Below are 13,884 nucleotides of genomic sequence, written 5' to 3'. Positions count from 1 at the left end.
CGCAATCGGATGGGAGGAAGGAAGGCATGACATGGCAAGTTACGAAATATCACCGTCCTCACGAAAGACGGATATGAGCGAAGAGGCAGCGCTGACGGCGGATGTCTCCACCGCGCTGGCCGTCGCCAGCGGCTTCGACGCCTCGCACATCGCGGTGTCGGTCGAGCAAGATGAAATCGTTCTCACCGGACTGGTCGCGACCAAGGCGGACCTCGCCAGCGCCATCATCGTCGCCGAGACGACGGCAAGCGACCACACGGTCCGCAACCGGATCGTTGTCGCGCAATCCGTGCTCGACAACCTCGGCGAAGCCGTCTGAGCGATTAGCCGGCAAAGCGTTCCGTCAGGAAGCCAGTGGCGACACGATCCGTCTTCTGCGTCGTAATGGGGCCGCTCGGCTGATAGCTGACGGCGATCAAAAGGCCACCGATCAAGAGATAGGCAACCGCGAGCATCGAGAGTTTCATGGTCATGAGCTTGATCTCCTTTGACCAGAACAACGCGACGATCGGCCGTAGGTTCCCTTCCCGAAATGGGCCACCCACACAGCACCCATAAAACGAAAAAGCCGCCCCTGACGGGACGGCTTTTCCATTGAAATCATATGATAAAATCAGCCGGCCGGCGTCAGCGTGACCGAGGTGCCGGTTGCAGCAACGTTAAGGCCAAGCTGGCCGGTGACGCTGATGGTCTGCAGCTGGATCGAGCCGGCGGTGCCGCCGAACAGCACGTTGGCGCCGACGCCACCTGCAAGTGTGGCTTCAGCGGTGATGCCCTGGTAGAGGCCGCCGAGCGAACCGCGGTGATAGCCTGCGGTCGGAGCAAAGACAGCCCAGACGAGACGGCCGCGCGTGGTGAAGCCGAGGTCGACACCCATCTTGCGGATGGTGCCGCTGTAGTGATCGACGGAGCCGCGCGTACCGTTGAAGACGCAATCGACGGACTTCGCCGAACCCAAGACGTAGCCGACACCGCCGCCGACGTCGCAGGTCAGAACGCCGATCTTGACGCCATCGCGCTGATCCGGCTCTTCATAAGTCGTCACGAGATCCGCTGCCGCTACCGAAGTAGCGAAGACTTGAGCCAGCGAGGCTGCTGCGACGATCGATGCGATTGTCTTGTTCATTGTGGTCTCCTTAGTATCCTGACGAAAAACATAGTGCCTTGTTATAACTTACCAACCCCGGCTGTATGAACAAAATTAACAAATGCTCAAAAGCAAATGTGTGGGGTTTGATTCGCTACATGCATCCCGATTTCTGGCTGATTTCGGGCGTCAATCAGGCGGCGCCTGAATAAATCCCTGTCATTGCCTGTTGTTCCACCGTCATCACGCGTTCTTGTCTTCTTGAAGCACGACGAATTGGTGGTTTCCGCGCACAAAAAAGGACCCCGGGCTGCGCCGGGATCCTTGATCGCAATGCGATGATTACTTGAAGTCAGGGCATGCCTGGCTCTCGGACGCGCCGCTGTTGCCGCCCTGGGCGGCTGTCGTACCCGGCATCGGCTGCGCCGGGCAGCGCGTGCGGTCGACGGTCCCTGTCGTATTGGTGTTCGGCCCCGTGCTCATCGTGCCGGGCGTGGTGCTGTAGGTGGCGTTCGGATCGACCACCGTTGGCGATGTTCCAGTCGTATTCGGAGCATCCGCGTTTGCGCCACCGCCGCTATCGACCGTGCTGCTGCCGATCGTCGATCCAGCCGGGCTCGGGTTTGACTGGGCCATTGCGCCGCCTGTTGCCAGACCAAGTGCCAGGATCGATGCCGCGATCAGTTTCGCTTTCATGATGCTTCTCCTTCTTTCGTATCGACATGGGGTCAACGACAGAGGGCTTTCATCGTTCCCAAAAAATTCGGGCAAAAAAATACGGGCGCATCTCAGCGCCCGTATCCGAAAGCATCCGACAGGACCGCCTCAGGTCTGCCAGTCGTCCGTCGCCGTATGCGCGGTCGAAGAAACCGGGCTGTCAGCCAGCGAATAGGCGTGAATGTAGTCGATCTTCATTTCCGAGCCGTTGGGCAGACCATCCGCCGGCGATCCGGCAATGCCTCCGACGGCGAGGTTGACGATCATGTACATCGGGTCGTGCATGTCGTCAGGCGTATCCGCATGGGCGATCGCCACGTCGTCGAAGTACCAGACGATCTGGTCCTGATCCCAGAGCACCCCATAGGTATGGAAGCCCTCGGTGCTCGCAACGCTGACGGCCGTCTGGTCCATCGTATGGCTGCCGCTCGCCGCCGAATGCGCCGTCACATGAACGGTGTTGGGGTCCTGCCCGCGCATCTCCACCACATCGAGTTCCGGAGGCCAGGAGCCGTCCTCCGGCAGCAACCAGAAGGCCGGCCACACACCCTGCTCCGTCGGCATGTCGGCGCGGATCTCGAAGTACCCGTAGGTCTGGGCGAAGGTCGAGTGGGTGTTGAGCATGCCCGACGTATAGTCGAAGCCCTCGAGCTGGCCTGCAAGCGCCGCCGGCGTTTGCGCCGCCGTGATCGTCAGCACGCCGTCATGCACGGAGAACGGATTGACCGACGCGGTGCCGGCATAAGACGGGTTGATATACCATTGCTCCTCGGCGTTATCGGGCAATGTGCTGCCCTTCTCGGACGCCCACCAGAACTTGGCATCCCAGGTTCCCTGACCGCCGCTATGAAGCGACAGGCTGTCGAACTCGTCGGCAAAGGTCATCGTCAGCGCCGAGCGATCGAGTGTCAGCTGGAACTGATCGGCATGCAGCGCCGAGGCCGTGGTATTAGCGAGCACGAGGCTTTCGCCACCTCCGAGATCGATCCGGAGATTGGCACCCTCCTGTGTCGAGTGGCTGACGACCTGATCGAAACTCGTGAGCGAATAGCCGTTGAAGCGGATCGTGTCGTCGCTGCTGAAATCGACGATGAGGTCGCTGCCATTGCCGCGCGTGAAGAGGAAGGTATCGGCTCCGCCGCCGCCGATCAGCACATCGTTGCCCGCACCGCCATCGATCGTCTGGCTGCCCGCGGCACCGGAGATGATGTTGTCGGCGCTGTTGCCGAAGGCATAGCGCCCGGCGCCTGTCACCGTCAGGTTCTCGAAATTTTCAGGCAGCGTATAGCTCATCCAGGTGTTGATCGTGTCGATCCCGCCACCCGGCTCTTCAACCGCGCGGTTGATGGCGGAGTAGAGATAATAGATATCGTCACCCGTACCTCCCTGCATGGTCACGTTGACCGAGCTATCACCCCATATGCTGTCATTGCCGGCTGTGCCGTTGAGCACCGGTCCGGATCCTGTCGCCGACAGCCAGGCGGTTGAAGCGCCGCTATAGAACAGGCTTGTGCCGACTGCGTTCTGAATCGACTGTGGCATGGTTCATCTCCTAGGGTTTTCGTGATTGAAACATTGCCAAGGGCATCCACACGATGCCCTGATGGCCGAACGCTCCTCCCTTGCCCGACGCGCCTCCTCCCAGGCGCCATCAGGCACAGGCCCCTTATTCCTCCCTAAAGGCCCTTATTCCTCCCTAAAGGCACGGGCCGCCTGATCGGTGAACGGCTTGGCGAGATAGGCGAGCGCCGTCCGTTCCCCCGTTTCGATGAAGGCCTCCACCGGCATGCCGGCCACCGGCGTCAACTTTCCGAGCCTTCGCCATTCGCCGTCCTCGATATGAACGCGCACGCCGTAGTAGGTCTGGCCGGTTTTCTGATCGGTGGTGAGATCGGCCGCGATGCGCTCCACCCGCCCATTGAGCTCCATGGTGGTGCGCTGGTTGAAGGCCGACAGCCGCAACACCACCGTCTGCCCCACCGCGACCTGATCGATATCTCCAGGCGAAAGCCTGAGATCGGGCGTCAGCGCATCGCCATCCGGCACGATCTCCATGATCGCCGCTCCCGCCTGCACCACGGCGCCTGATGCATGCACCGACAGCTGATGGACGATGCCCGCCTGCGGGGCGCGGATGTCGATATGCTTGAGATCGTCCTCGACCGCGACCAGCCGCTCGGAATATTCGCCGGTATCGCTTTGCGCCTGCCGCAGCTGGTCCGAGACTTCGCTGCGCCTGTCGTCGCCAAGCTGGATGATCTGCAACTCCGTCTCGGCGATCTTGCCCTTCACCTCGGCTGCCGATGCCAAGAGGTTGCCGAGCTCGCCGGTCAGATCGGCCGCATCGCGCTGCAGCGCATAGACACGCGTTGCCGGAATGATGCCCTGCTTCAGCAGCGGCTCGAGGCTCGCCAACTCCTTGCCGATGATCTCGATCGCCTGCCGCTTGCCGTCCTGCTGCGCCACCAGCCCACCCGCCTGCTGGCCGAGTTGGCGGATGCGCTCGCGCAGCTGCGCCACCTGCCCGCTAAGCGAAGCCCGCCGGTCTTCGAACAGTCGCTGCTCGCCCTGCATCAGCGTCTCCCGCTCGTCCGGGGGCGCTTGTTTCACAAGATCGGGAAACGCGAACGTCTCGCGCCCGTCCCGCTCGGCCGATAGTCGTGCCGTTCGCGCCGCCAGCTGCCGCAAGCGCCGCGAGACGATCGAAACCGTCGCCTGCGCCTGCGTATCGTCGAGCCGCAGCAGCACCTGCCCTGCTTCCACCTTGTCGCCATTGCGAACGAGGATCTCGCCGACCGTCCCGCCCTTCAGATGCTGGATCGGCTTCACATAGCTGTCGACGACGAGCGTGCCCGAGGCGATCACCGCGCCGTTGAGATGGATGGTCGCCGCAAGGCTGCCGAGCACGCCGACGAGAACGAGAACCGCCGCCAGCGCCACAAGCGCCAGCCGCCGGATGGCCCGTTCGGCGATCGGTGCGCCCCCACCATTTGCAAGAGGCTTCATCGCGCCGCCCTCCCCTCGCTCACCCGCCCGAAACGCACCGGCGAGAATGCCGCCGACACCGCCGCCACCGGCCTCCCGAGCACCTCTTCCTTCGGTCCGAAACCGCGTACCTGGCCCTCGGCCAGCACCAGCACCTTGTCGATACCGGCAAGCGCGCTCGGCCGGTGGGCAATGACGATCGCCACCCCGCCGCGCTCACGCACGCCCGCGATCGCGCGGCTCAGCGCCGCGTCACCCTCTGTATCGAGATTGGCATTCGGTTCGTCGAGCACGACGAGGAAGGGATCGCCGTAAAGCGCGCGCGCCAATGCCAGCCGCTGCCGCTGACCGGCGGAAAGAGCCGCTCCCTCATCGCCGATCTCGGTATCGAAACCATCGGGCATCCGCACGATCATCTCATAGATACCGGCCGCCCTCGCCGCCGCGATCACCGCATCCGACGACGCCGTGGGATCGAAGCGGGCGATATTGTCGGCGATCGTTCCATCGAAGAGCCCGATCTCCTGCGGCAGGTAGCCGATGTGCCGCCCGAGCGCTTCCGGCTCCCATTGCGACAGCGACGCATCGTCAAGCCGCACGGCCCCAACGCGCGCCGCCCAGATCCCGACCAGCACACGCGCCAGCGACGACTTGCCGGATGCACTCGGCCCGACGATCCCGATAGCCTCGCCGGCCCTGGCTTCGAACGAGATGCCGCGCAGCAGCGGCACGGCCGAACCGGGTGCCGAGAGATGCAGGTTCTCCACCTTCAGGCCTTTGCCCGGCGCGGGCAGCCGCACATCCGGGTCGCTGACTTCATCCGCCTCGCTCAACCGAAGAAGCCGCGCCCAGCTCTGGCGCGCCGCGGCAAAGCCCCGCCACTGCCCGATCGCCAGCTCGACCGGCGCCAGCGCCCGGCTGATCAGGATGGAGCTCGCGATCATGATCCCGCCCGTCGCCTCCTGGTGAATGACGAGAACGGCGCCGACAGCCAGCACGCCCGACTGCAGCACCAGCCGCACGACACGCGACAGTGTCGACAGCGACACGGTGATACCGGTCGCCTTGAACTGCGTGTCGCGATAGCGCAGATTGATCGCCGACCAGCGCTCCTCCAGCCGCCGCGCAAACCCCATCGATGCCACGGTCTCGGCATTGCGGCGCGTGGCTTCGGCAAGCGCCGTCCGCTCCAGCCCGATCCGCGCCGCTGCCTGCGTCGGCGCCCGAGTGCGGATTTCGGCGATGATGGTCAGGCCAATGAGAACAAGCGCGCCTGCCAGCGCCACCGCTCCGATCCAGACATGAAACAGGAAGCAGAGACCGAGATAGAACGGCATCCACGGAAGATCGAACAACGCCGTCGGCCCCGGCCCGGAAAGAAAGCCGCGCACCATGTCGATATCGCGCATCGGCTGCAGTCCGTTCTCCTCGACGCTGCGCCGCGACGGCGCGGTGGCGAAGGAGCGGAAGACAATCGGCCCGAAGCGCTCGTCGACTGACTGCCCGAGCCGCGCCAGCACCAGCGAGCGCAAAAGTTCGAGCAGCCCCAGGAAGGCGAAGAGCGTCAACGTGATCATGCCGAGCCCGACCAGCGTCGGAAGGCTGCGGGCGGGAATGACGCGGTCATAGACCTGCAGCATGAAGAACGAGCCTGTCAACGCCAGGATATTGATGAAGCAGCTCGTCATTCCGATCCCGATCAGCGTGCCCCGCACGGACGAGACGGCGGAAATCAGGAACGGCGCGGATGTTTTCGCCTTGAATTGGGACAAATGGCCTCGCGATCGCATGAAACTGGGGCAGTGATGTCCCGAACATGGATCACAACAGTGACGAGAGCTTGCTCTTTCTATGGTTGTGCAAAACTAATAAATCTCACTGTTAACGCGAGTTTTGCATCGCAACATGACCCTGTCCCGCCATGACGCAACACCGTCTCCCTATGAGACAGCTGCCCAAAATTTGCGTTTGCCCGACATCGCTCGCGTCCATGACACCGAACGGACCAGCGCAGGATTGAACAGATGGGTCATTGCGAAGAGGAGAATGTCGTCAAAAGCTTATTGATCGACAGGGACAGTCAAGCTATGCAGGGGACGTTGTCCACGTAGCTCAGCAGGATAGAGCACAGGATTCCTAATCCTGGGGTCGGAGGTTCGAATCCTCTCGTGGACACCATTTTCCTGATTGTGTCCGATCCGGACACATAGGTAACAATCCGCACTTAAGACATAGGTGACAACCTCTTGCCGAACGGGTTGTCGACGGTTTGAAGGCCTACCCGTTTCAAACAGAAGGACCCTAGATCGCAACTGTCAATCCAACTGCGGCCGCCGATGATCTTCAGGCCGGACTTCTGGCTTCCCGGTCCTGCTACTCTCCACCCGGCGCTGCAGCCTCTGTGGCTTGGCCGCAACCGTTTTCACGTCAGCGATCCAGATGCCGCTGCCGAGGATGCAGAACATCAGCACATAGGCTCCGTCCCAGAAATGCACGGTGAGGCCAACCAAGCAGCAACTGATCACAGTCACCAGATATGCGCATCGATAATCCTTGTGCTTGCAGTCCAGCCCACGCTTCAAGCCGACCAGCAGCAGGCAGCATATAACCGACAACGCAAGCAGAAACGACGCCGGCAAGCCGTGCTTGACCGCGAAATATAGCCAGATGTTATCGATACTGCTGGGCATCCAGGACGGCCGCGCCCATTCATTCAAGCCGGTCCCAAGCCACGGATTGGTCAGTACCGACGACCAGCCATATTCCCAGATCAGGTTACGAAACCAATACGACATGGGATCGAAGGTGAGACGACTGATCGTCACGGTAAGCAGCGAGCGTCCCGTTACCCAGCAAATGATCTGCGCTGCGGCATAAAGCAACAGCGTCGTGCTCCAGACCACCTGCAGTCCGATCCTGTCGGCAAGGCGCTTCCAGGCGATCAGCATGCACTGCAGGGCAACCCCAAGCAGCGGCCCCGAAGAGATCGCGCACATGGTTGCCAGTGCCACTGTGCCGGCCAGCACGCATCGACCCATCATGCTCGCGCCGTAGCCAAGCACGAGGTAGGCGATCGAGAACGAAGTGCTGCAGACCAATCCCAGCAAGATGGGATGCGCGAACGGTCCTTGGGCCCTGAAGAGCCCCGAGCGCGTCATTCCCACCATGTCATAGGTTGGAAACACGAATCCAAGCACCCGGAAAATCACGTTCACACCGGTGACGGCCTCGATTGCCACAAGTGGCAGCAACATCGCGATCAGCAGGAACAACGCTTTGCCGAATAGGCGAAAATCGTCCGCGCTTCGGATGCAGCATCGCGCCAAAAAATAGGGTGCGATAGTCTCAAGCACCGTTATCCCGGCCGACTGCACTCCGACAGAACCGTTCAGCATGATCATCGAAAGCGCGATCCAACCACTGAAAGCGATAACGCAAAGGTCGGCAACCTTGATACCGCCTGCTTTGCCGCGAACCCAATAGATAAGGCTCGGAAGGACCGCCAGGCAAAGAACGATGCGATAGGAAGACATGCGCATCGGGCCTATATGAAAGACCCAGGGAAGCCCGAGAAAGGCAATCAGCACCAGCAGAAAATACATGTGAAACGGGATCGACGCCGAACGTTGCTGTTTTGGTCGGGCTTCAGCATGTCCGGCAGTCCGCGAAGGCGGCGCAGCGGAGCGCGGCAACGGCATCGCAACCGCAGTACGACGCCTCGCCATTTGTGCTTCACGCACGGGCATCAGCATTTGCCGTTGGGGGAAATGACCCCGTCGTTGGAGAGCGGCTTGAACATATCGCGGTACGACAATCCTTTGTGCGACGGCCGGCACCTGCCCCGTCTCATATCTGAACCCGCTGAGAAGCTAGGCTTAAATTGCAATTCCGACCACCGCTTCTTCGGAGGTACGCGGCATGCGCAGCATAGCAGAAAGGCGCATGCACTACCCGCATACAGGCATCTCGCCCCGCCCCCACAGGCACCGTTTCTATGCGTGTGAGACGCCACCCTCCAGAGCAGAGAACTTGCCTCGGCCGAACTTCTCCAGAGCCGCCGCGATGATCTTTGACCTGACCTCAAGGGACGTCTCGGAAGTCGACTGTACGAGGATGGCGAGATCGGAACTGTCGAGAGATTCGACAAAGCGTTCGACATCCCCCATTACCAATGCACTCGTGTCCCAATGGCTATGGCAAAGCGACAGATCCGATGTGAATGACCGCTCCCTCGGCGTGCCGATATGATCGACGTAAGCGCCGTAGATCGTCCATTCAGAAAGCCGCATTTCAGATGCAAGAACGGAAGGCCAGCTTGCTGCGTTCACTTGTTCGATACGGCTTTGTATCGCGCGCACGATGGCGGGGTCCCAGACAACGAACGAGGAGACATAGTCAGCAAAATCGCTTCCCGGCTCGGGGGCAATCCCCAGCAACCTGTGAGCGCCCTTGTGCCAGGCGATGTGATTCTTCATGTCGGACGAAACGGAATTCGGCTTGCGATAATGTCGAACCGCCCCGTTCTCGATCAGGTAGGAGGGTTTCACCTCGTTGATCAGGACCACATCCGAATCGAGCATGATCACCGCATCGGCCTGCATTGCCCCGACTGCCGAGAACTTGATGATCTGCTGCAGAACCCAACCGCGAATGGGTGGCCATGGACGCCGCAGATTGACGAAAAGCTCGCCGCGGCCAAGCGCTTTCAGCGCCTTGATATCGTGAAGGCCGGAAACGGAGTAAAGAGCTTTCGACAAGGGCGAAACCGAGAGGAAGCTGGGCGGCAAGACTTCGTTTGTCGTGTGAATGACCAGCCTGCTTGATTTCCAGCGGGAGAACAGTGCAACGTCCTCACGGGGCACAACGATGTGATGGACGACTTCCTCGGGCGTGAAGCGCAGAACAGACTTGTGCAATTCGCCGAAGCAGGCGAGATCGCGCCGGAATGTCGGAGTAAACGCTGCAATGTTTGGCAAATCTACCCCCAATGCCTTCAACATGCGATCCTGCAGCTGCGATAGACATCTTTGATGAAGTCGAAATGCTTAACGCCCTGCAATACTATTCAAAGATATACATCATTCCTCACGCTCTTCCGCCTAGTCTAATGGAAGTATAGTGGTCGACATTTCGGCTTTCGCCGCAAAGCGCAGCGGCAGCGCTCATTCGCCCAGCCGTTGCTCAGCCAGACGCACCCAGTAGGAGATGCCGTGGCTGATGACGTCGTCGTTGAAGTCGTAGGCCGGATTGTGAAGGCCGGCGGTGTCGCCATTGCCGATGAAGATGAAGGCGCCGGGGCGGGCGTTCAGCATGTAGGAGAAATCCTCGCCGCCCATCATCGGATCGATATCCGTATCGACATTGCCGGCACCGGCGATGTCGGTCGCGACCGCCGTCGCATGCTCCGTCTCGTTTGCATGATTGGATGTGACGGGATAGTTGCGCTGAAAATGAATATCCGCCACCGCGTCATGCGCCTCGGCCACGCCGGCAACGATCTGCCGGAAGCGCTTTTCGGCGAGATCGCGCACCGCTTCGTCGAGCGTGCGCACGGTTCCGGCAAACGTCGCCTCGTTGGGAATGACGTTATGCGCGAAGCCGGCATTGAACTTGGTGACCGACACCACGACCGAGCGCAGCGGATCGACATTGCGGGATGCGATCATCTGCAGGTTGGTGATGATCTGCGTGCCGATCGCGATCGGGTCGATCGTGCGGTTCGGCTGCGCCGCATGCCCGCCGCGCCCCTTGACCGTGACGGTAAACTCGTCGGTCGCGGCCATGATCGGCCCCTTGCGGATGGCGAAATGGCCGACGGGAAGGCCGGGCATGTTGTGCATGCCGTAGACCTCCTGGATGCCGAAGCGCTCCATCATGCCGTCCTTGACCATCAGGTCGCCGCCGGCGCCACCTTCTTCCGCAGGCTGGAAGATGACTGCGACGTTGCCGTTGAAATTCCGGGTCTCGGCCAGATACTTCGCGGCCCCGAGCAGCATCGCCGTGTGGCCGTCATGGCCGCAGGCGTGCATCTTGCCCTCTATCTTCGATGCCCAGGGCTTGCCCGAGATTTCGGTGAGCGGCAGCGCGTCCATGTCGGCGCGCAGGCCAATCGTGCGCGATCCGGCGCCATTGCCCTTGATCAGCCCGACGACGCCGGTGCGGCCGATGCCGGTGACGATCTCGTCGACGCCGAATTCCTTGAGCTTCTCGGCTACGAAGGCGGCCGTCTCTTCCACCGCGTAGAGCAGGCCCGGCCGCTCGTGAATGTGCCGGCGCCACTCGGTCACTTCGTCCTGAAGTTCGGCGGCTCTGTTCAAAATCGGCATGCTTGCTTCCCTGATGAAAATCGAAAACGGCGGCAATAACGGGATTGATACCACGGCTCGCAAATAAGTTAGACAATGACCTTTGCCATGTCATGGCCATATACGTTAAATAGGGGAAACTTTCGAGACATCAGGACATCTTTAAGGACAAACCGTGTCGACGCGCCAGAAACGCCTGCTTGCCGCCTTGCGGCCGATCACCATCGCCGCTTCCGCAGCCGCCATCGCTTTTTCCGCGACGACGCAGGCCTATGCCAATCCGCATATCCTGGTCGATGTGCAGAGCGGCCGCGTGCTCGAGCATGAGGATGCCTTTCGCAAGTGGTATCCGGCCTCGCTCACCAAGCTGATGACCATCTACACGACCTTCGATGCGATCCGCTCCGGCCAGATCAGCATCGATACGCCGATCGTCATGAGCAAGACCGCCGCCGCCCAGCCGCCGGCCAAGATGTATTTCAAGCCGGGCCAGAAGCTGACGCTCGACAGCGCGCTGAAGATCCTGATCGTCAAGTCCGCCAATGATATCGCGGTTGCCGTCGCCGAAGCAGTCGGTGGCACGCAGGACGCCTTCGTTCTCCGCATGAACGCCGAAGCCGCCAAGCTCGGCATGAGCGACACCCACTTCGTCAATCCCAACGGCCTGCCCGGCAAGGGCCAGTACACGACGGCGCGCGACCTCGCGATCCTGTCGGTCGCGCTGCGCCGCGATTTCCCGCAATATGCCAGCTACTTCTCGCTGGAGGGGATCACGACTGGCAAGCAGAACATCCCCGCCATCAACATGCTGATCGGCCGCTTCGCCGGCGCCGATGGCATGAAGACCGGCTTCATCTGCGCATCCGGCTTCAACCAGATCAGCTCGGCGACGCGCAACGGCCGTACGCTCGTTTCCGTCGTGCTCGGCACCGACAGCCTCGCCGCCCGTGCCGACGCTTCCGCCGACATGCTGCAGCGCGGCTTCACCACGCAGCCGACAGGCAACGATACGCTGGGCTCGCTGAAGCCCTATGGCGAAACGCAGGAAGTCGCCGACCTCACGGCCGAGATCTGCAGCGCCAAGGGCGCCAAGATCCGCAGCGAAACGCGCGACGAAGTGGGCCGCATGAAGATCCATTCGCCCTATATCCAGGAAATGGATCACGAGCCGAACTTCGTCTATGCCGGCCTGATCCCCGGCCAGAACGAGCCGCAGCCCGACAAGCTGGCGACGGCGGCCGGCGTCGGCGACATCGCCAATGTGCCGATCCCGACCCCGCGCCCCGCCTCTGGCTTCTAAGGCTTGCAGACCTCTAAGGCATAAAAACATCCAAGGCATACAGGCATGAGCGCAGTTGCGGATCGCATTCCGGTCACCATCCTCACCGGCTTTCTCGGCGCGGGCAAATCGACCCTTCTGAACCGCATCCTCAAGGATCCGGCCATGAAGGAAGCCGCCGTGATCATCAACGAGTTCGGCGATGTCGGTATCGATCATCTGCTCGTCGAAAGCTCCGGCGACGCGATCATCGAGCTCTCGGATGGCTGCCTGTGCTGCACCGTGCGCGGTGAACTGGTGGATACGCTCGCCAACCTGATGGACGCGATCCAGACCGGCCGCGTCAAGCCGGTGAAGCGCGTCGTCGTCGAGACCACGGGTCTCGCCGATCCGGCGCCGGTCATGCAGGCGATCATGGGCAATCCGATCATTGCCGAAAGCTTCTCGCTCGATGGCGTCGTCACCGTCGTCGACGCCGCCAACGGGCTGCAGACGCTCGACAACCACGTGGAAGCCGTCAAGCAGGCGGCCGTCGCCGATCGCCTGATCATCTCGAAGAAGACGCTGGCTTCTTCGGCCGTGCTCGAAAAGCTTGAAGCCCGCCTGCGCGCGCTCAACCCGCGCGCCGCTTTGATGGATGCCGACGACGCCGAAACCGGCACCGCGGCCACCCTCGTCAACGGCATCTACGATCCATCAACCAAGAGCGCCGATGTCGGCCGCTGGCTGCGTGACGAAGACGCCCACGATCACGGGCATCATCATGACCACCATGGGCACGATCACGGCCATCATCATCACGGTCACTACGACCACGATCATGGGCATCACCACCATGATCATGACCACGACCACCAGCACGCGCACGACGTGAACCGCCACGACGCCTCGATCCGCTCCTTCTCGATCGTCGAGGACAAGCCGATCGATCCGATGGCGCTCGACATGTTCGTCGATCTCCTTCGCTCGGCGCACGGCGAGAAGCTTTTGCGGATGAAGGCAATCGTTGCGATGTCGGATCGTCCCGACCGGCCGCTGGTGCTGCATGGCGTGCAGAGCATCTTCCACCCGCCGATCCGCCTGCCGGCATGGCCGGATCCTCAGGACCGGCGAACCCGCATGGTGCTGATCACCAAGGATCTGCCGGAAGCCTTCGTCAAGGACCTGTTCGACGCCTTCTTGGGCAAGCCGCGCATCGACACCGCCGACCGCACGGCCCTCAACGACAACCCGCTAGCGATTCCGGGAATGCGTTTCTAGCACTCCGGGAATGCGCTTTTAGAGCTATCGCTTGCGGATCAGAAAGCTGTGACCGCTCTCGGTTTTCTCGGTCTCGATCAACTCGTGACCATCCTCATGGCAGAAATGCGGAATATCGATCCCCGCCAGGGGATCGGTCGTCTCGACGCGGATCGTCGCGCCTGATGGCAGCGACGACATCTTCTTGCGTGTCTTGATGACGGGCAGCGGGCATTTCAGCCCGCGCAGATCATAGGAAATGGCGCTCACGC

At 61.5% G+C, this 13,884-nt stretch carries 13 protein-coding genes and 1 tRNA gene; 4 read left to right on the top strand and 10 right to left on the bottom strand.

The annotated features are described in order from the left end of the window. Positions 1-31: 31 nt before the first annotated feature. Positions 32-319 (top strand): BON domain-containing protein, encoded by a 288-nt coding sequence (locus ACCD05_RS19245; protein ID WP_413394687.1) that lies wholly within the window; start codon positions 32-34, stop codon positions 317-319. A gap of 4 nt (positions 320-323) precedes the next feature. Here the strand turns inward: ACCD05_RS19245 and ACCD05_RS19240 are convergent, their stop codons facing one another. From ACCD05_RS19240 to ACCD05_RS19215, 6 genes are all read right to left on the bottom strand, one after another. Next, a complete protein-coding gene (locus ACCD05_RS19240) occupies positions 324-473 on the bottom strand; it encodes a hypothetical protein (RefSeq protein WP_181459346.1) in 150 nt (49 codons plus the stop codon). A gap of 140 nt (positions 474-613) precedes the next feature. After that, entirely contained in the window at positions 614-1,126 is a 513-nt protein-coding gene (locus tag ACCD05_RS19235) for a DUF992 domain-containing protein (RefSeq protein ID WP_018901578.1), read from the bottom strand. A 303-nt stretch (positions 1,127-1,429) separates the two neighbouring features. Next, positions 1,430-1,783 carry a hypothetical protein gene (locus ACCD05_RS19230; protein WP_413394684.1) on the bottom strand — a complete coding sequence of 118 codons (354 nt, stop codon included), beginning with the start codon at positions 1,781-1,783 and terminating at the stop codon, positions 1,430-1,432. A gap of 129 nt (positions 1,784-1,912) precedes the next feature. After that, the gene (locus ACCD05_RS19225) at positions 1,913-3,346 is read right to left on the bottom strand and encodes a family 16 glycosylhydrolase (RefSeq protein ID WP_413394682.1); all 1,434 of its coding nucleotides are present in this window, start codon (positions 3,344-3,346) and stop codon (positions 1,913-1,915) included. Between the two features lie 144 nt (positions 3,347-3,490). Further along, positions 3,491-4,810 (bottom strand): HlyD family type I secretion periplasmic adaptor subunit, encoded by a 1,320-nt coding sequence (locus ACCD05_RS19220; protein ID WP_413394680.1) that lies wholly within the window; start codon positions 4,808-4,810, stop codon positions 3,491-3,493. Then, complete coding sequence (locus ACCD05_RS19215) at positions 4,807-6,579, bottom strand: type I secretion system permease/ATPase (RefSeq protein WP_413394678.1); 1,773 nt, start codon at positions 6,577-6,579, stop codon at positions 4,807-4,809. The genes ACCD05_RS19220 and ACCD05_RS19215 overlap by 4 nt, the downstream gene beginning before the upstream one ends. Positions 6,580-6,890: 311 nt before the next feature. Here ACCD05_RS19215 and ACCD05_RS19210 point away from each other — a divergent pair. Continuing rightward, positions 6,891-6,967: transfer RNA gene (locus tag ACCD05_RS19210), tRNA-Arg, on the top strand. A 137-nt stretch (positions 6,968-7,104) separates the two neighbouring features. Here ACCD05_RS19210 and ACCD05_RS19205 read toward each other — a convergent pair. From ACCD05_RS19205 to ACCD05_RS19195, 3 genes are all read right to left on the bottom strand, one after another. Continuing rightward, entirely contained in the window at positions 7,105-8,535 is a 1,431-nt protein-coding gene (locus ACCD05_RS19205; protein ID WP_413394676.1) for an O-antigen ligase family protein, read from the bottom strand. Between the two features lie 246 nt (positions 8,536-8,781). Further along, complete coding sequence (locus ACCD05_RS19200; RefSeq protein WP_413394674.1) at positions 8,782-9,765, bottom strand: DUF6492 family protein; 984 nt, start codon at positions 9,763-9,765, stop codon at positions 8,782-8,784. A 186-nt stretch (positions 9,766-9,951) separates the two neighbouring features. Beyond that, on the bottom strand, positions 9,952-11,115 hold the full coding sequence (locus ACCD05_RS19195) for a M20 aminoacylase family protein (RefSeq protein WP_413394672.1): 1,164 nt from the start codon (positions 11,113-11,115) through the stop codon (positions 9,952-9,954). Positions 11,116-11,269: 154 nt separating this feature from the next. On the opposite strand from ACCD05_RS19195, the gene ACCD05_RS19190 reads away from it, so the two are divergent. Together ACCD05_RS19190 and ACCD05_RS19185 are read left to right on the top strand one after the other, a co-directional pair. Then, positions 11,270-12,394, top strand: a complete 1,125-nt coding sequence (locus tag ACCD05_RS19190; protein ID WP_413394670.1) for a D-alanyl-D-alanine carboxypeptidase family protein — start codon at positions 11,270-11,272, stop codon at positions 12,392-12,394. 45 nt (positions 12,395-12,439) lie between these two features. Beyond that, positions 12,440-13,633, top strand: coding sequence for a CobW family GTP-binding protein (locus tag ACCD05_RS19185; protein ID WP_413394668.1), 1,194 nt, complete (start codon positions 12,440-12,442; stop codon positions 13,631-13,633). A gap of 24 nt (positions 13,634-13,657) precedes the next feature. Here the strand turns inward: ACCD05_RS19185 and ACCD05_RS19180 are convergent, their stop codons facing one another. Continuing rightward, positions 13,658-13,882, bottom strand: coding sequence for a sulfurtransferase TusA family protein (locus ACCD05_RS19180; protein WP_413394666.1), 225 nt, complete (start codon positions 13,880-13,882; stop codon positions 13,658-13,660). Positions 13,883-13,884: the final 2 nt, after the last annotated feature.

The sequence above is a fragment of the Rhizobium sp. Rhizsp42 genome (assembly GCF_047304155.1).
GTDB lineage: Bacteria > Pseudomonadota > Alphaproteobacteria > Rhizobiales > Rhizobiaceae > Rhizobium.
Note: the sequence above shows the minus strand (reverse complement) of the source record. Positions and strands in the feature narration are given on the sequence as shown.